This window comes from Halobellus sp. MBLA0158 (genome assembly GCF_041477585.1).
Lineage (GTDB): Archaea > Halobacteriota > Halobacteria > Halobacteriales > Haloferacaceae > Haloquadratum > Haloquadratum rubicundus.
On record NZ_JBGNYA010000001.1, the window covers coordinates 1,742,641 to 1,759,762 of the forward strand.

Here is a 17,122-nt window from a genome sequence, read left to right on the forward strand (position 1 = left end):
CTTCGGGCCGCGTCGGCCTCAGTCGTCGGCGGCCATCGGCGTCTGCACCGCCGCGGGCGACTCTTCGACGGTCGGCTCGCTCGCGTCCGCGAGGCCCGTCCATTCGAGGTTCTCCTCGTACTGGAAGGCGTCGTGGCCCCGCGTGGGGTCGACGACCGTCAGGGAGAGCCAGTCGTTGTCGAGCAGTTCGGCGAGGGTCTCGTGCTCGGCGAGGATCTCGGTGACGCGCTCGACCGGCGCGTGGATGACCGTCGAGAGCCGGAGCGGCTGGTGGTAGGGGTCGTCGTCCGCGGCCATCACCGACTGGAGCGGCAGGCCGCGCATCAGGTCGCCGCCGTTGCCCTGGTAGACGCCGACGTTTCCGACGGGGTTGTGGGTCACCTTCGAGCCGCTGCCGTAGACGCCGGTGTCGACGGTGGCGAAGTAGTACTGGGCGTTGATCCACTGGGTGACGACCATCGGCCCGGTGAGGATCGCTTCCAGCGCGTCGCCCTCGTCGTCCGTGCGCCAGTCGTAGGAGTGCAGGAACGAGCGGCCGTCGAGGTCCAGGTCAGCGGTGAGCTCCCGCGGGCCGATCACGAACCCCGCGTTGCCCGCGAGGCCCCATTCGGGACGCGTCTCGGCCCAGTCGGCGGCGCGGCGCTTCGTCTCGCTTTCCGCGGCGCCGGCGTCACCTCCCATCGTCTCGACGCGCTCGGTCGCGGCGCCGGTGGTGGCGTCCGCGAGGTCCGCGCGCAGGCGTTCGAGGTCCTCCGCGTGGCTCTCGGGCACGCCGGAGTCGAACAGCGTGATCTCGTCGGTCGTGGTGTTGTGCTCGGCGGCGACGAAGACGGTGTCGTCGGGGACGTCGATGCCGCGCTCGGCTAACGCCTCGCGGACCTCGTCGTCGTTGCAGATCGACGCCAGGACGCGGGCGTTCGGGCCGCCGGGGTTGCCGGCGCAGGCGCCGCAGTCGAGGCTCGATCCGAACGGATTGTTCGCGGTCTCGCTGGCGTGGCCCGTGAACACGACGACGCGTGCGAACTCCTCCCAGCCCATCAGCTCGAAGGCCGCGGCCGCGTACTCGACGCGCTCGTCGAAGCTCAGCCCGCTCGGCAGTCCGCCGTCGGTCGCCGCGTGCATATCGCGGTCCAGGACCGGACTGCAGAACTCGTGGGCGCTCGGGATCCGCGCGTCGAGCGCGTCGAGCGCGTCGTGGACGCGACCGGGCGACAGCGTCCGCGCGGTGAGCGCGGCGCCGTACCCGCTTCCGGCGGTCTCGACGAGGCTGAACGCGGTCGCGGCGTTGGACTTCAGGGTTTCGAGGACCGTCTCGCCGGCTTCGAGCACGCTCGTCCACCGCTCGTGGTTCGCGTGCCGGTGGTCGTGGCCGTCCGCCGGCCGCTCTTCGATGCGGTGGGCGGCGTCGACGATCGGCGGGCAGGCGTCGCTGCCGACCTCGGAGCCGTAGCCCTCGTACTGCATCGGGACGCCGAAGAAGCCGGCGTAGCCGTGGGTCTCGTAGTCGCCGGCGGACTCGACGTGCCGGCGGATGATCTCCGAACGCGTGTCGATGCAGAAGACGAGCTGGGCGTCCGGGCGGCCGTCGCTCTCGCCGCTCTCGCTGTCGGCCTCGCGGGCGGCGCTCTCGGCGGCGACGGCGTCGACCAGTTCCTCGCGGTAGGTCGCCTCCCAGGCGTTCAGCCACGCTTCGGCCAGCGGGACGTCGGCGTCTTCGCTCCCGCTCGTAGTCGTCGACGCGGCCTCGACATCCGCCTCAGCGGGGGCGATCGGCGCGCCGAACTGCTCGGCGAGCGTCAGCCGGGCGGCCAGGTAGCCGACGAGCGTGATCGGGTGCTCCGACTGCCAGACGTCGCCGTCGTCGATGCGCTGTCTGATCAGGCCGGTCCAGCCCGGCAGCGCCGTGAGGTGGTGCTCGAAGATCGCCGGCCAGCGGTCCCGCGGGAACGCGTCGAGGCGCGCTTCGAGCGCGTCGATCGGGTCCTCGGGGAGGTCAGCGATCGCTCCCGGATTGGGGATCTCGCGGTCGTGGCGCGCGACCGCCCGGAACGCCCGGTAGAACCCCTCCGAGCGGTCCGGCATCGACCACTTCGCGCTCCCCTGGTCGAGGAACGCCGCGAGCCACTTCGTCAGGACGGCGTCGACCCGGTCCGACGGCGACTCTCCGGGTGCGTCGCCGCCGCCCGATCCGGTGCTGTCGGCTTCGGCGGCCGCCAGCCGTTTCAGCTGCGCCTCGGGATCGGCGTCGTAGCCGCGCTCCGACAGCTCCTCGCGGAGGATCTCGCCGTCGATCTGACCACCTTCCCAGGCGCGGCGGAAGACCTCCGCGCTCGGGTAGCCGTCTCCGCCGTAGAGCCGCTCGCCGTGCTTCACGGCCACGTGGAAGGGGCGGTCTTCGAACCCGGCGAGGGGGTTCGCGGTCACGAACGAGTGGAGCGGCCAGACCCGCCCCACGGCGCTTTCTGCCTGTTCGATGCTGTCGCGGATCGCGGTCTCAGTACTCATTGTAGTCCTCCGTGGAAGTAAGCACGGTCGTCGACGGTGGCTGTGCGGCGTTCACGAGCGCCACGTAGAGGCGCCGACTGTGCCGGTACGCGCCCGATTCGATCGCGGCGTAGGTCGCGAGGAACGCGGCGGCCACGAGGAGGTGCCCGACGGTCAGTTCGGCCGCCGCGGTGACGATCGGCAGGCCGTGCAGGACCTCCTTGACGGCGAGGTAGACGGCGCCGTAGAGGGCGATCGCGGGGAGGAACACGAGCGGAACCGCTCCGACCCGGGCCCACGCGGGGAGGTCGGTGTGGGCGATCGTCGTCCGCACGGCGTGCAGAGTGGTGACGACGACGACCAGCGTCAGGATGAGGCCGCTGTTCAGCCCCGCGCCCTTGCCGGTGATGGCGACGAAGACGCCGCCGCCGGCGACTGCCGAGAGGAGCGTGATCGCCGCGCCGACGGCGCCGAGCGAGGCGGCGTCGGACCCGGATTTCGGCCCCGTGTGCTCGATCCGGCTCCCCGACGAGAGGAACTTGTAGGCCTTGTAGAAGCCGTGGAGGATCAGGTGCGTGATCGCGGCGCCGAAGAAGCCGAGGCCGGCCTGCATAATCATGAATCCCATCTGGCCGACCGTCGAGCAGCCGAGCCGGCGCTTGACGTCGGGCTGGACCGACTTGAGGAGCTTCCCGCCCAGGGCGCTGACGGCGCCCACGAGCACGATCGCGAGCATCACCGAGGGCTCCGCGGTGACGACGGGGGCGAAGCGAAGCAGGAGGATCCCGCCGGCGTTGACAAAGCCCGCGTGCATCAGCGCCGAGGCCGGCGTCGGCGCCGTCATTGACCCCAGGAGCCAGCCGTGGAACGGCAGCAGCGCCGACTGGACCATCGCCGCCAGGACGAGCGCGCCGGCGACGGCGAACACGGTGGTCGAAGAGAGCGAGCCCGCGGCCGCGACCGCGCCGGAGACGGTCGTCGCGCCCGTCTGCCACCACAGGACAGCGAGGGCGACGCCGAGGAGCGCGGTGCCGCCGACGAAGTACCGGCGGGCGAGGCTCGCGGCGGCCTGAGCCTGCGGCCAGCCGCGGACGTGGCCGATCAGGTCGGCCATCACGAGGCCCATCCCGAGCCAAGCGGCCGCGAAAAGCAGGAGGTGATCGGCCGCGACGAGGACCATCACGGCCCCCACGAAGCCGAGGACCCGGCCGAAGAAGCGGTCGATCCCGCGCGTGCCGGCCATATACCGCCGCGAGTAGCTGGCGACGATGCCGCCGAAGAAGGTCACGACGACCCACAGGAGCAGGGTCAGCCCGTCGACGGCGAAGAGCCCGAACGCCGTCCCGGTCGGCGCCCACCAGCCGAGCAGTCGGCCGGCGAGCACACCGAGGGACGCGACGAACAGCGCCCACGTGAGTCGGGTGACGGCCGTCGGCACCGCCGTCGACTCCGATTCGCCGCTCGGTAGCTCTCCGATCGCCGTAGACTGCAACTTCCCTGACATCCTTTGATCCGTCTCGGTCGGACGCCCGCCCGCGACGTCGCCGCCGCGCGGACGATGCCCGACCATCTCATCCGTTTCAAGAACAGAATAGATAATAAATCCATCTATCTCGAACGTATCGTTCGTTCTAATCCGAATTATAGAACATTATGTTCTCGGATTCGTGGAGGGGCCGACAGTCGCCACGGCAGTCCGAGTGCTGATCGTGCCCGAGATGGCGAAACGGAGAAAACGGATCGAGAAGCCGCGTTGATGCGGGTGGGGACTGGCCCGCGACAGTCCGAAGGGCTACGCCGAGTCGAACTCGCCGAACGGCTTCGTCTCGTGGCTGCGGACGAGCACCTCGTCGGCGACGGTCAGCCCCATCTCCAGCAGTTCCTGGGCGACCGGCGTGATGTCGTCGTCGGTCTGTCCGACCACGGTGACGAGCAGATTCTGCTCGCCCGTGACCAGCTCCTGGACGGAGACGACGCCGTCGATCTCCAGGATCTCGGGGATGAGTTCGCCGCGTTCGGGGATCGAGGCCGTACAGAACAGCAGCATCCGGAGCGGATAGCCCGAGGCCTGGTAGTCGACCTCGGCGCTGTACCCCTTGATGATGCCGTCGGACTCCAGCCGTTGGATCCGCTTTCGGACGGTGCTGTCGGACGTCCCGGTCCGCTCGGCGATGTCGCCCGACGACATGTTTCGGGCGTCCTCCTGGAGGGCGTGGAGGATCGCTCTGTCGACGTCGTCGATCTCGGAGTCGGCCATAGCGGATGCACGCGGGTCAGCGACTAAGGAACTTCGGCTGTTCGGCTGCTCGGACCGCTCAGTCGCCTCGCGCGTCCTCGATGATTCGGGTGAACTCCCGCGCGGTCTCGGTGATCGACTCGAAGTCGCCCGCGGCGATGGCCTCGGCGTCCATGATCGCGCTCCCGGCGCCGACGACGGCCGCGCCGGCCTCGATGTAGTCGGCGACGTTGTCGGCGTCGATGCCGCCGGTCGGCATCAGCGGGATCTGGGGGAGCGGCCCGGCGATGGCCGAGAGGTGGCCCGGCCCCATCGACGACGCGGGGAACACCTTCGCGATATCGGCGCCGGCCTCGTAGGCCTCGATCGCTTCGGTCGGCGTGAGGACGCCGGGCGCGACGAGCGTCCCGTAGCGGTTGCAGGTCTCGACGACCCCGCGGTCGAACGTCGGGCCGACGACGAACTCCGCGCCGCTGCGGATGGCCGCCTGCGCCGTCTCGGAGTCGAGGACGGTGCCCGCGCCGACGATCGCCTCCGACTCGTCGAACGAGGCCGACACCTCCGCGATGAGTTCCATCGCGTCGGGGTTGTCGGCGGTGATCTCGTAGGCAGTCACACCGCCGTCGTGGAGCGCCGTCGCGACGTCGATGACCGTGTCCGCGTCGGCGCCGCGCATCACCGCGACGACCCCGCTTTCGGCCAGCCGCTCGAAATCGGAACTCGGATCCGAAGTACTCATACTTCGGGCTCGTCGCGAGGGGAAATAAAAGTCCGCGCTCCGGCACGTCAGTCGGTCCGCGGGACCGCGTACGCGCCCGCGAGGAAGAACACGAACGCGAGCACGACGACGACGGCGAGGTTCGGCACCGCCGCGGTCGTCGCGTCCGGATACGTCACCGCGCGGATGCCGCGCGCGACGTAGGTGAGCGGCGAGAGCCCGAGCGCCGGGCGGAACCACGCCGGCAGCAGATCGGGCGTGACGAACGTCTCCGAGAGGAAGAGGAGCGGAAGCGCGATGGCGTTCGACGCCGCGATGACGCCGTCCTGGGAGTCGGCGACGCGGCCGATGATCGCACCCAGCCCGCAGAAGAGCACGACGCCGAGCGCGACGAACGGCACGACGAGAAGCGTCGCGGGCGCGAGCGGGACCGCCGTCCCGGTGACGAGCACCGAGAGCGCGAGCAGCAGGAGTGCCGCGGCCCCGATGACGGCGACGTTCACGAGCGACTGCGCCAGCAGCCACTCGCCCCGGGTGAGCGGCGTCGTCGCCAGCTTCTCGAAGCGGCTGCCTTCGCGGTGGCGCGCGACCGTGCTGCCGACCCGCGACAGCGGCGTGAACAGTACGACGACGGCGAGGTACCCCGCGACGTAGTAGCCCTTCGGCTCGGCGAAGAGCCCGCCGCCGGTGGGCTGGGTCTGGACCAGGGCGCCGAAGATCACCACGATGATCGCGGGGAAAAAGAACGTGAAGAACACCGCGGTCCGCCGGCGGAGGAACGCGTGCCAGGCGGCGACGAACTCCGCGCGGATCCGACTGAGGCGGCTCACCGCGCGTCACCTCCCCGCGTCGCCGGGGCCGTGCCGGAGTCCACTTCCGATCCGCCGCCGGCGAACGCCTCGCCGGTGAGTTCCAGATACACGTCTTCGAGGTCGGGCTGTTTCCAGGTCAGCGATCCGAACTCGACTCCCGCCTCGTCCAGTGCGTCGACGACGGCGCCGATGTCGCGGGGACCGATCCCCTCGACGACGAGGTCGTCGCCGCGGGTCGACGTCTCGTAGGCGAGCCCGACGTCGGCGAGCGCCGACGGGTCCGCGTCGGTCGCGACGAGGAGGCGGCTCTGCCCGCCGTGGGTCGCCACGAGCTCCCGCGGCGCCCCGACGGTGACGAGCCGCCCCGCGTTCAGGAAGCCGACGCGGTCCGAGAGCCGCTCGACCTCGGCCATCGAGTGGCTGGTGAGAAAGACCGTCGTCCCGCCGGCCGCGAGGTCTTCGAGCAGTTCCCACAGGGCGCGTCGCCCGGCGGGGTCGATCCCCGTCGTCGGCTCGTCGAGGAAGAGCACCTCGGGGTCGTTCACGAGCGCGATCGCGACGCAGACGCGGCGCTTCTGGCCGCCGGAGAGCTCCTCGTACCACTGCTCGGCCGCGCCGCCGTCGATCCCGACGTCCGCGAGGACCGCGTCGGGGTCGCGGGCCGCGTCGTACCGCCCGGCGTACTGCGCGAGCAGTTCGCGCGGCGTGAGCCGCGAGGCCGGCGCGAACGACTGCGGGAGCAGTCCGATGCGGGCGGGGTCGACCTCCGTCGGGTCCTCCCCGAGGACCGAGGCGCTCCCCTCGACCGCGGTCGTCCCGGTGAGCGCGCGGACGAGCGTGGTCTTTCCGGCGCCGTTCGGTCCCACGAGCCCGAACACTTCGCCCCGATCGACGGAGAGCGAGACTCCGTCGAGGGCCGTCACGTCGCCGTAGGATTTCCGCACCGAGTCGGCGACGAGTGCGGCAGTCATACGCGGGACTGCGACCCCTCGGGTGGTAAGCGGTTCGGATTCCACACGTCCAGGGGGTGATACTTGTGGGTCCGCGCCCAACCGACGGTATGGAACGCCTCCGCAGACGACGACTCCTCCGCGCGGGCGGGCTGGCCGCGCTCGCGTCGGTGGCCGGCTGCAGCGCCCCGTCCGGTTCGGGCGGCGACGGCGACGCGGGCGACGCGAGCGAATCGGACGACGCGGACGCGACGAGCACCGACGGGAGCGACGCGGGGACTCGGGTCCCGACGCCGACGGAGACCGGCGGCCCGCGGCCCGACCTCGACGGCGCCGACGTCGCGCTCGAACCGATCGCCTCGGGGTTCGCCGCCCCGGTCGATTTCGTCGCGCCGACGGACACGGACCGCCGCTTCGTCGTCGATCGCGACGGGCGGATCTGGGAGATCGGAGACGACGGCCGCCGCGAGACGCCCTTCCTCGACCTCTCCGATCGGATCGTGCTCGGGAGCGAGCGCGGGCTGCTCGGCGCCGCGGCCCACCCGGAGTTCGCGAGCAACGGCCGGCTCTACGTCCGGTACAGCGCGTCGGCGCGGGCGGGAACGCCCGACGGGTACAGCCACACCGCCGTCCTCGCGGAGATCACCGTCGATCCGGACGCCCGCGTCGCTGGCGACCCACAGGAGCGGACGGTACTGGAAGTCCCGCAGCCGCAGGGCAACCACAACGCCGGCGCGGTCGCGTTCGGCCCCGACGGGTACCTCTACGTCCCGTTCGGGGACGGCGGCGCCGCCAACGACGTCGGGCGCGGCCACGCCGACGACTGGTACGACGCCGTCGACGGCGGCAACGGGCAGGACACGGAGACGAATCTGCTCGGCAGCGTCCTCCGGATCGACGTCGACGGGCGCGGCGGCGTCCCCGGGAGCGACGCGGGCGCGGACAAGCCGTACGCGATCCCCGCGGACAATCCGCTCGTGGGTCGGTCGGGGCTCAGCGAACAGTACGCCTGGGGGTTCCGCAACCCCTGGCGGCTCTCCTTCCACGGCGCGGACTGCTACGTCGCGGACGTGGGACAGGGCGCCTGGGAGGAACTGAATCTGCTCGAATCGGGCGGCAACTACGGCTGGAACGTCCGCGAGGGCGCTCACTGCTTCCGGCGCGACTCCTGTCCGACGACGGCGCCCGACGGCGAGCCGTTCGTCGACCCCGTCGCGGAGTACCCGCACGACGGCGGCGACGTCTCGGGCATCTCGATCATCGGCGGTCACGTCGCGACCGGCGACGCGGTCCCCGCCCTGCGCGGCGCGTACGTCTTCGCCGACTTCGTCGCCCGCGGCCGCCTCTTCGCGGTGGATCCGAGCGCCGACCCGCCGTGGGGGATCCGGACCGTCCCGGTCGTCGGCGAGACCGATCTCGCACAGTACGTCCTGGGGTTCGGCCGCGACTCGACCGGCGACCTCTACGTGTTGACGACGTCCGAGACCGGCGGCGGGGGGACCGCGGGGCGCGTGTCGCGGCTCGTCGCGCCCTGAGGGAGACGGCTACGACGTCCCCGACCGGCCGCTCTCGTCCGGATTCTCCTCGTCCCCGTCGTCGTCCGCGCTCTCGTCGTCGGTTTCGTCCCCGTCGGCCGCCGATTGGTCCGCCGATCGTCGCTCCACCTCGTCTTTGATCGACGCCAGTTCGGCCTCGACGTCGACCTCGGGCGGCTCGGCGTCCGAGGTTTCTGTGTCGTCTGTCGCTCCGTCGGTGCCCGAGTCCTCGCCCGCGCCAGTGACGTCGATCTCGACCGCGCCCGACTGAGAGGATGAGCGCTCCGACGCGCGGGCGTCGCGACGCTCGCGTTCTTCGCGCCGCCCGCCACCTCGTTCGCGGCCCTCCGCGGTCGCCGAGAGCCGATCGGAGACCTCCTCGGAGAGGCGGCGAGCGTCTTCGAGCAGTTCGCGGGACGTCTCGTCCTCGGGCAGTTCGGTTTCGGAGAGCGCGGTCTGGAGTTCCGAGAGGGCGCGTTCGACCCCCGAGACGGCCCCGCGGCCGAGGCCCGACACGCCGCTGCCGAGCCGTGCTGCGGGCGACGCGTCGCGCGCGTCCCGGCCGTCGCGGTCGAACGCCGACCGGTCCGGGTCGGCGAGCCGGAGCATCCCCCGGAGGAGCTCCAGCGACTGGATCGCCGCTTCCAGCGTCGCGACGACGGTCGGGATCGTGTACTGCTCGGTGAAGCGGAACAGCTCCGAGACGGACGGCGGCCGGGGCGAGCGGGGCGGGCGGAACGGACTGCGGTCGCGACGTCGTCGAGTCCCTCCTCGTCGGTCGACGTCGCTCCGAGACGCGCCCTCGTCGCGCCGTTCGAGCTCCGTGCGGAGCTCCGAGAGCGTCCGATCGAGGTCGTCCAAGAGCGCCGGGAGGTCCTCGCGGTCGCGGTCGTCGCGGTCGTCGGGGCTGCGGGGAGCCATAGTCGGTGTTTGGCGCGAACGGCCAAAAGTGTGCGCCGGAGGTCGGCTATCGGAAGCGCCCGCGCTCGTACTGCTTGGGCCACTCCACGTCGGCGCCGAGTTCGTGGGCCGCTTCGAGCGCGAAGTAGGGGTTCCGCAGGTGTTCGCGGGCGAGGAACACCAAGTCCGCGCGGTCGTTCCTGATCAGCTGGTCGGCCTGTTCGGGCTCCGTGATCCCGCCGACCGCCCCGACGGCGGCGTCGGTGGCCGCCTTCACGCGCTCGGCGTAGGGGACCTGATAGCCCGGGCCGCTCTCGGGCACCTGCTGGTCGGGGTGGATGCCGCCCGAACTGACGTCGATCAGGTCCGCGCCCGCCTCGGCCAGCAGCGGGGCGAGTCGGGCCGAGTCCTCGACGGTCCAGGAGTCCCGCTCGGGCAGCCAGTCGGTCGCGGAGATGCGCACGAACACCGGGTCCTCGTCGGGCCACACCTCCCGGACGGCCTCTGTCACCTCCCGGACGATGCGCGCGCGGTTCTCGAAGGAGCCGCCGTACTCGTCGTCGCGGTCGTTCGTCACGGGAGAGAGGAACTCGTGGAGCAGGTAGCCGTGGGCCGCGTGGACCTCGGCGATCCGAAAGCCGATGTCGCGGGCGCGCTCGGCGGCGCGGCGGAACTGCTCGATCACGCGCTCGATGTCGTCGCGGGTCATCCGCTTTGTCGGGACCTCGCCCGACTCGTGGGGGTACGGGATCGCGCTCGGGGCCAGGGTCTCCCAGGCCTCGTCGGTGGCGACGGGCCCGCCGCCCTCCCAGGGCGGTTTCGTGCTCGCCTTCCGGCCCGCGTGAGCAAGCTGAATCCCGGGGACGCTCCCGCGCTCGCGGATGAACGCCACCGTGTCTCGGAGCGCGTCGGCGTGGTCGTCCGACCAGATGCCCAGGTCCTGCGGCGTGATCCGGCCGACCGGAGAGACCGCCGTGGCCTCGCTCATCACCACGCCCGCGCCGCCGACGGCCCGGCTCCCGAGGTGGACGTGGTGCCAGTCGGTCGCGTAGCCGTCCGGCGCTGAGTACTGACACATCGGCGACACCGTGATCCGGTTCGGAAGCTCCGTCTCCCGGAGCGAAAGCGGCGTGAACAGCGAATCCGTCATCGAGGAACCTTCCGGGCCCGACAGCCATATACTGCCTGTTCCCGGTCCGTTCGTCCGCGTCTTCTATATGGTGTGTGATACGTGTAGTTTAGGCGTACCAAAAACGTTATGTCCGGCTGGCGATCACTGGCGGGTGATGGACGCGAACAACGCCGGCGAGCGAGTCGCGGTCGAGGACGGCGAGGCCCGAGAGCGGGTCTCGGCGCACCTATCCTCGCCCGACCGGGTCGTCTTCACCGAGGCCGACAACCGCGACGGGTGGATCGCGCTCGACGCGGACGCGGCTGTCGCTGTCGAACGGTAGCCTCCGAAAGCCGAATCGAATCAGATCGAAAGGAGTCGCGGATCGGTTTCCGTGCGGGGTGTCCCTTACTGCGTCGCCGACTCGAGGACGAGCGTGTCGTCTTCGAGGTAGTGCTCGATGTGGTGGGCGGCGTCTTCGACCTCGATGAGGTTCTCACGGAGCATGTGGGCCGTGGTGTGGTCGCCGAGGTTCTCCGCGAGTTCGACGTGATCGCGGAGCGTCTCGATGATGTCGCCGTACATCTCCATATCGTTCCGCAGCGACGTCCGGATGTCGTAGACGTCCTCGTCTTCGGGCTCGACCGTGGCCTGTTCGAGGAGTGCGTCCATCCCCGAGACGGGGACGCCGCCGAGCGCCTGGGCGCGCTCTGCGAGCTCGTCGGCGAATTCCTCGGCCTCTCCGGCGGCCTCGCCGAGGAAGAGGTGGAGGTCACGGAACTCCGAGCCCTCGACGTTCCAGTGGTGCTTCTTCAGTTGGTGGTAGAGGACGTACGTCGAGGCGAGATCCGTGTTCAGCGCGTCGACGATCTGGCTCGCCTTCTCGGCGTCCATCCGGAGCGCTTCGCTACCTTCGACTTCGCCGGCACGCTGTCGGACTGTCTCTTGGGTACTCATTGCGCTCTAATATTGCTCGGCAGGTAACTTAGTTCTTTTCACGAAAAGATATCTTTCTCATATCGAAAAACCTCTCGGGAAACTGTCTCCCTGAGAGGGGCTCGCACGATCCGTCGGTCTCATAGTGATTACTCTCACTGTTTACCGCCGAACGCCACCCCTGGCGACGGCGTTCGGCGGTAAGAGACGAGAGTAGTCACTATCAGTCGGTCGCGACGCCGACGTCGTCGTGGGGGACGCCGAGCTCGACGGCCGTGCCGCGGTGCCGACACGCTTCGAGCGCGTGTTTGGCGTCCATTCCGGCCTCGTGAGGCGTTTCGGCGACGCCAACGCCGACTTTCAGTTCCACGCCGGCGTCGGCCTCGACGTGCGCGATCGACTCGTGGTAGTCGTCGGCGCTCATCGCCGGGCAGATCGAGATGATGTTGTCGCCGCCGACGAAAAAGGAGAGCGCGCCGTGTTCCTCGCGGAGGTACCGCATCAGCGTCGCGTACCCCTGTTCGATCTGGATGAACGAGTCGAACTCGTTGAGCTGGTCGGTGTACTTCCCGGTCGCGTCGTTCACGTCGAAGTGCGCGATCTGGACGTCCTCGGGGGTCCGCTCGGACGCCGAGAGGAAGTCGCCCGAGAGCACCTCCCGGCGGTCGCCGTCCTGGGCGGAGCCGGCCCGCTGGAGCCCCGCCGTCGCCGATTCGAGCGCCACGATCGGCGAGGCGTCGATGCCCGTCCCGAGGCTGATCGTCACCGGATAGCGGTTGCCGATCGTCTCCTGGAGGAGCTCGTGGTCCGTGCGGTCGAGGCCGTTCGTGATCGCGACCATGTTGTCGAACCGCGTGAAGAAGACGTAGCCCCCTCGGCCGCCGATGAACTGCGCCAGGTCGGCGAAGAGCCGGGACTGCATCGTCTGGAGGTCCATCTCGCGCCGCGGATCGGGAGTGACCGTCCACGGCCCGTAGTTGTCGATCTGAACGAGAGTGAGCTGGGCGTTCGTCACGTTCGGATCCTGGGACCTGTTGTATATGCCTCTTTCCGTATCAGATGAGTTTCGCGTCTCAGTTTCGTTATGGAGGCCTCGCCCGCTACGTTCAACAGGCCGCCGTCCCACTATCACCCAATGGACGTTCGCGGCGTCATCTTCGATGTCGACGGCACGCTGGTGCGGGGCGACGAACCGATACCGGGCGCGGCGGCGGGACTGGACGCGGCCGAAGCGGCGGGCCTCCGTCGCCTCTTCGTCTCGAACAACCCCACGAAGCCCCCCGAGGCCTACGAGGCGCGGCTGGCCCGGGCGGGCATCCACGCTGACGCCGACGAGGTGCTCACCGCGGGGACCGTCACCGCGCGGTACCTCCTTGATCGACACGCCGCCGATTCGATCGCAGTCGTCGGTGAACCGGGACTCGTCGATCTGCTCGGCGAGGCCGGCCTGTCGGTCGAGCGCGTCGGCCGCGACGGCGACCTGCGCGTCGATCCCGCGGTGCTCGTCGCCTCGCTCGATCGGCGGTTCGGCTACAAAATGCTCCGCGCGTGCTTAGACCTCCTCGCGGACGGCGACGTCGCCTTCGTCGGCACCGATCCGGACGTCGTCATCCCCGCCGCCGAGGGCGACGTCCCCGGATCCGGGGCCATCGTCGACGCCATCGCGAACGTCGCCGGGCGCGAGCCCGCCGCCGTCCTCGGGAAGCCGAGCGAGACGGCCCGCGAGATGGCGCTGGACCGCCTCGACCTCCCGCCCGAGGACGTCCTCGTCGTCGGCGACCGGCTCGATACTGACATCGCGCTCGGCGCGCGCTCGGGGATGACGACGGCGCTCGTCACCACGGGCGTGACCGCGGCGGAGGACGTGGCGTCGTCGCCGATCACGCCGGATCACGTCCTCGACTCCCTGGCCGAACTGGAGTCGCTGCTCGCCGAGCCCTGACTAGTCAATAAATTCATCATTCTCGCCGCCGACGTCTTAGATGGTATGGGCAAAAAGATCCTGATGATCGTCGGCGACTTCGGCGAGGACTACGAGACGATGGTACCGTATCAGGCCCTGGAGATGGTCGGCCACGACGTCGACGCCGTCTGTCCCGAAAAGGAGGCGGGCGAGACGGTCAAGACCGCCATCCACGACTTCCGGGGCGATCAGACCTACCTCGAAGAGCGCGGCCACGACTTCGAGGTCACGGCCACCTTCGCGGATGTCGACCCCGCGGACTACGACGCGCTCGTCGTGCCCGGCGGGCGCGCGCCGGAGTACCTCCGGACCTACGAGGAGGTCCTTGACGCCGTCCGGCACTTCTTCGAGGCGGACAAGCCGGTGGCGGCGCTCTGTCACGGCCCGCAGATCCTCGCGGCCGCGGGCGTCCTCGACGGCTACGAGATGACGGCCTACCCGGCGGTCCGCCCGGAGGTCGAGGCCGCCGGGTGCTCGTGGGTCGACGAGGTGACCGTCGACGATAACCTCGTCACCGGTCAGGCGTGGCCGGATCACCCCGAGTGGCTCGCGGCGTTCCTCGACCTCCTTGGGACCGAGATCGACGCCGGCCCGCCCGCGGTCGCCGGCGAGTGATACGGCTCGCCCGGGGCCGATTATGAGGTGTGATACCGTCTGACAAAGTTTTATATGCGACCGTCGCGTCCGTTCCTCGTATGGAGAATCAGCCGAACAGTCCATACGTGTACTCGGAGGAGATCTCCGAGCCCGCCGACCCGTACGTCTCCCACGACGAAGTCGAAGAACCGGACGTCCCGGACCCCGAAGGGCGGGACGTCGTCATCGCCGACGGTCGGGCGATGAGCTACCGGGCGTACCACCGGCGATAGCGGGTCGCCGCCGCCGACCGCCGGCGGTGGGGGTTCGCTACTCGCCGCTCGCTGCTCGCTTAGAACGCGTCGCCGTGCGCGGCGATCTCGGCGCGGAGCCCCTCGCGGAGCGCGCTCTGGACGTGGCAGATGTCCTTGGCGCGCTCGACGATCTCCGCGAGCTCCTCGTCGTCGACGTCGGCCTCGACGTAGACGTCGAAGCGGATCGCTTCGAGGTCGTCGTCGTCGTCGAGATCGGCGTCGGCGTCGATCTGGATCTTTCCGAGGTCGTCGTGGCCGCGCTGTTGGCCGCCGACGCGGAACGCCGGCAGGTAACAGGAGGCGTACGTCGCGACCAGCGCGGCGTTCGGGTTCGGGCCCTGTTCGTCTGTCGCGTCGATCGTGAGCTCGAAGTCGCCGACCTGGCTCGTGCTCGCGAAGCCCTCTTCGCTGACCGTGGAGGTTTCGATGTCGCTCATTCCGCTTGCACGGTCGGTCGCGGGCGTCCTAAAGGTTGCTCACCCGGACGGCTGGGCGGGTGATCGAAGTCGGTCGACCGCAGAAAAACGGATCCGCCGAGCCGCTACGCCGCCGGGCGTCGCGCCGCGATCACTCCAGCGTGAACGTCTCGTCGCCGTCGAGGACGTGGACCTCGGCGTCCGAGCCTGTCGCCTTCACCTCGCGGACGACGTCGTCGGTGTCGATCTCGATCGGCGGGAAGGAGTCGTAGTGCATCGGCAGGACGTGGTCGACGTCGAGCCAGTCGGCCGCGATGGCGGCCTGGGTCGGCCCCATCGTGTAGTGGTCGCCCACCGGCAGCGCGGCGGCGTCGGGTTCGAGGTACGGGCCGATGACGTCTTTCATCTCGGACATCAGCCCGGTGTCGCCCGCGTGGTAGAACGTCGTCGCGTCGGGGTCGGCCTCCTGGGTCGGCTTCTTGTCGCTGATGACGAACCCGACGGGCATCCCGAGGCTGTACTCGTAGTCCGTGTTGAGGCCGTTCGTGTGGTCGGCGCGGTGCATCGTCACGAACGCCTCGCCGCACTCGACGGTGCCGCCGATGTTCATCCCGATCGCCGACTCGAAGCCGACGTCCTCTTCCATATAGGTCGTCAGCTCCGGGACGGAGACGACCGTCGCGTCGGTGAACGCGCCGGCGTCGGCGACGTGGTCGGCGTGGCCGTGCGTCAGGAGGACGAAGTCGGGCGTCTCGACGTCCTCGGCCGACAGCTCCGTCTTGGGGTTCTGGAAGAACGGGTCGATCAGGAAGGTCGTGCCGTCGACGTCGACGTGCCACGTGGAGTGGCCGTGCCAGGTGAGTTCCATTGTCATCGTCCGGTCGTATCTTCTCCCGGATCGACAATAAAGCGTGCTATCGAGAGAGATTCACACGCGGACGACGGAGATGGAAAGAACGAAGCGCCGGGGCTCCGAGGGGCCGCGTATGCACATCGTCAGATTCAGAGATCCCGCCGGATCGGTCCGCACGGGCGAGTGGCACGGCGACGCGGTCTCGTTCGCCGGCGAGACCTACGACCTCGACGCGGTCGACGTGCTCGCGCCCTCGGAGCCGACGAAGATCGTCTGCGTCGGCCGCAACTACGCGGACCACGCCGCGGAGATGGACAACGAGATCCCCGATCGGCCGCTGCTCTTCCTGAAGCCGCCGAACGCGGTCGCGGGCCACGGCGACACGGTTACGCTTCCGTCCGGCAAGGAGCGCCTCGACCACGAGGCCGAGATCGCGGTCGTGATCGGCGAGCAGGCAAAGCACGTCGACGCCGCCGACGCGATGGACTACGTCGCCGGGTTCACCTGCCTGAACGACCTCTCGAACCGCGACGACCAGCGCCAGGAGACGAACTGGGTCCGCGGGAAGGCCTTCGACAACGCCGCGCCGATGGGGCCGGTGCTCGCGACGCCCGACGAGGTGCCCGCCGACGCGTCGATCGAACTCCGGGTGAACGGCGAGACGCGGCAGTCGTCCTCCAGGGACCACCTCGCCTTCTCCGTGCCCGACCTGATCGAGGAGATCACGACCTACCTGACGCTCGAACCCGGCGACGTCGTCGCGACCGGCACGCCCGGCGGCGTCGCGCCGCTCGAAGACGGCGACCGGATCGAGGTCGAACTCGAAGGCGTCGGCGTCCTCGAACACGACGTCCGGATCCCGTAGGCCGGTCCACGCGAACACACGCTTTTTTCGGTCGGCGGTCCAGTGCTCGCGTATGCGGCACTCCCGCCTCGACGTCCTCTCGGCAGCGGTCCTCGTCGGCGCTGCCGTCGTCGGTATCGCCCTCCTCCCGTCGCTCCCGGACCGCATCGCCGTCCACTTCGGCGCGGGCGGTTCGCCGGACAACTACCTGTCGGCGCCGCTCGGCGTCGTCCTCGTGCCGGCGATCGGACTCGTGACGCTCGCGGCCGTCCGGGGGCTGCTTCCCCTCGGAAACGACGTGCCCCCGCCGCCGTGGTTCGGGCTCGCGCTCGCCGGATTCTTAGCGTACGTTCACGGCGTCGTGCTCGCGTGGAACCTCGGATACCGGGTCAACGTCACCCTGCTCGTGCTCCCGGCGGTCGCGGTCATCGTCGTGCTCGCCTTCGTGATCGAGCGGCGGTGACCTCGGCGGCC

At 69.9% G+C, this 17,122-nt stretch carries 19 protein-coding genes; 7 read left to right on the forward strand and 12 right to left on the reverse strand.

Translation table 11 applies throughout. The features are described 5' to 3' along the window. Positions 1–18 precede the first annotated feature (18 nt). The 6 genes from OS889_RS08980 to OS889_RS09005 form a co-directional block, all read right to left on the reverse strand. The gene (locus tag OS889_RS08980) at positions 19–2,505 is read right to left on the reverse strand and encodes a DUF2309 domain-containing protein (RefSeq protein WP_372389198.1); all 2,487 of its coding nucleotides are present in this window, start codon (positions 2,503–2,505) and stop codon (positions 19–21) included. Next, entirely contained in the window at positions 2,495–3,988 is a 1,494-nt protein-coding gene (locus OS889_RS08985) for a proton-conducting transporter transmembrane domain-containing protein (RefSeq protein ID WP_372389200.1), read from the reverse strand. Before OS889_RS08985 ends, OS889_RS08980 begins: the two co-directional genes overlap by 11 nt. Positions 3,989–4,276: 288 nt before the next feature. After that, positions 4,277–4,741: an Lrp/AsnC family transcriptional regulator gene (locus OS889_RS08990; protein WP_372389202.1), complete on the reverse strand. Its 465-nt coding sequence runs from the start codon at positions 4,739–4,741 to the stop codon at positions 4,277–4,279. 58 nt (positions 4,742–4,799) lie between these two features. Further along, positions 4,800–5,459 carry a bifunctional 4-hydroxy-2-oxoglutarate aldolase/2-dehydro-3-deoxy-phosphogluconate aldolase gene (locus OS889_RS08995; RefSeq protein WP_372389205.1) on the reverse strand — a complete coding sequence of 220 codons (660 nt, stop codon included), beginning with the start codon at positions 5,457–5,459 and terminating at the stop codon, positions 4,800–4,802. A gap of 47 nt (positions 5,460–5,506) precedes the next feature. Beyond that, positions 5,507–6,268 carry an ABC transporter permease gene (locus tag OS889_RS09000; protein WP_372389207.1) on the reverse strand — a complete coding sequence of 254 codons (762 nt, stop codon included), beginning with the start codon at positions 6,266–6,268 and terminating at the stop codon, positions 5,507–5,509. Beyond that, a complete protein-coding gene (locus OS889_RS09005; RefSeq protein WP_372389209.1) occupies positions 6,265–7,221 on the reverse strand; it encodes an ABC transporter ATP-binding protein in 957 nt (318 codons plus the stop codon). The genes OS889_RS09000 and OS889_RS09005 overlap by 4 nt, the downstream gene beginning before the upstream one ends. Positions 7,222–7,310: 89 nt before the next feature. Between OS889_RS09005 and OS889_RS09010 the strand changes: the two genes are divergently transcribed. Beyond that, the gene (locus OS889_RS09010; protein WP_372389211.1) at positions 7,311–8,735 is read left to right on the forward strand and encodes a PQQ-dependent sugar dehydrogenase; all 1,425 of its coding nucleotides are present in this window, start codon (positions 7,311–7,313) and stop codon (positions 8,733–8,735) included. Between the two features lie 9 nt (positions 8,736–8,744). Here the strand turns inward: OS889_RS09010 and OS889_RS09015 are convergent, their stop codons facing one another. Together OS889_RS09015 and OS889_RS09020 are read right to left on the reverse strand one after the other, a co-directional pair. After that, a complete protein-coding gene (locus OS889_RS09015) occupies positions 8,745–9,656 on the reverse strand; it encodes a DUF7547 family protein (RefSeq protein ID WP_372389213.1) in 912 nt (303 codons plus the stop codon). Between the two features lie 46 nt (positions 9,657–9,702). Beyond that, on the reverse strand, positions 9,703–10,785 hold the full coding sequence (locus tag OS889_RS09020) for an NADH:flavin oxidoreductase/NADH oxidase (RefSeq protein WP_372389214.1): 1,083 nt from the start codon (positions 10,783–10,785) through the stop codon (positions 9,703–9,705). A gap of 136 nt (positions 10,786–10,921) precedes the next feature. Here OS889_RS09020 and OS889_RS09025 point away from each other — a divergent pair, with 136 nt between their 5' ends. Beyond that, on the forward strand, positions 10,922–11,089 hold the full coding sequence (locus OS889_RS09025; RefSeq protein WP_372389215.1) for a hypothetical protein: 168 nt from the start codon (positions 10,922–10,924) through the stop codon (positions 11,087–11,089). A 65-nt stretch (positions 11,090–11,154) separates the two neighbouring features. On the opposite strand, the gene dpsA is transcribed toward OS889_RS09025, so the two are convergent. Further along, positions 11,155–11,703 (reverse strand): DNA starvation/stationary phase protection protein DpsA, encoded by a 549-nt coding sequence (dpsA, locus tag OS889_RS09030; RefSeq protein ID WP_372389216.1) that lies wholly within the window; start codon positions 11,701–11,703, stop codon positions 11,155–11,157. Positions 11,704–11,905: 202 nt separating this feature from the next. Beyond that, the gene (locus OS889_RS09035) at positions 11,906–12,697 is read right to left on the reverse strand and encodes a GTP cyclohydrolase III (protein WP_372389218.1); all 792 of its coding nucleotides are present in this window, start codon (positions 12,695–12,697) and stop codon (positions 11,906–11,908) included. A gap of 120 nt (positions 12,698–12,817) precedes the next feature. Here OS889_RS09035 and OS889_RS09040 point away from each other — a divergent pair, with 120 nt between their 5' ends. The 3 genes from OS889_RS09040 to OS889_RS09050 all read left to right on the forward strand — a co-directional run bounded on the left by OS889_RS09040 (position 12,818) and on the right by OS889_RS09050 (position 14,514). Then, entirely contained in the window at positions 12,818–13,624 is an 807-nt protein-coding gene (locus tag OS889_RS09040) for an HAD-IIA family hydrolase (RefSeq protein WP_372389219.1), read from the forward strand. 45 nt (positions 13,625–13,669) lie between these two features. Then, positions 13,670–14,260 (forward strand): DJ-1/PfpI family protein, encoded by a 591-nt coding sequence (locus OS889_RS09045; RefSeq protein ID WP_372389221.1) that lies wholly within the window; start codon positions 13,670–13,672, stop codon positions 14,258–14,260. A gap of 80 nt (positions 14,261–14,340) precedes the next feature. After that, complete coding sequence (locus OS889_RS09050; protein ID WP_372389223.1) at positions 14,341–14,514, forward strand: hypothetical protein; 174 nt, start codon at positions 14,341–14,343, stop codon at positions 14,512–14,514. Between the two features lie 59 nt (positions 14,515–14,573). Here the strand turns inward: OS889_RS09050 and OS889_RS09055 are convergent, their stop codons facing one another. Together OS889_RS09055 and OS889_RS09060 are read right to left on the reverse strand one after the other, a co-directional pair. Then, entirely contained in the window at positions 14,574–14,972 is a 399-nt protein-coding gene (locus OS889_RS09055) for an OsmC family protein (protein WP_372389224.1), read from the reverse strand. A 130-nt stretch (positions 14,973–15,102) separates the two neighbouring features. Further along, positions 15,103–15,819 carry a metal-dependent hydrolase gene (locus OS889_RS09060; protein WP_372391590.1) on the reverse strand — a complete coding sequence of 239 codons (717 nt, stop codon included), beginning with the start codon at positions 15,817–15,819 and terminating at the stop codon, positions 15,103–15,105. 118 nt (positions 15,820–15,937) lie between these two features. Here OS889_RS09060 and OS889_RS09065 point away from each other — a divergent pair, with 118 nt between their 5' ends. Together OS889_RS09065 and OS889_RS09070 are read left to right on the forward strand one after the other, a co-directional pair. Next, positions 15,938–16,669: a fumarylacetoacetate hydrolase family protein gene (locus OS889_RS09065; protein WP_372389226.1), complete on the forward strand. Its 732-nt coding sequence runs from the start codon at positions 15,938–15,940 to the stop codon at positions 16,667–16,669. 52 nt (positions 16,670–16,721) lie between these two features. Further along, on the forward strand, positions 16,722–17,111 hold the full coding sequence (locus OS889_RS09070; RefSeq protein ID WP_372389228.1) for a DUF1648 domain-containing protein: 390 nt from the start codon (positions 16,722–16,724) through the stop codon (positions 17,109–17,111). The last annotated feature ends 11 nt before the right edge of the window (positions 17,112–17,122 follow it).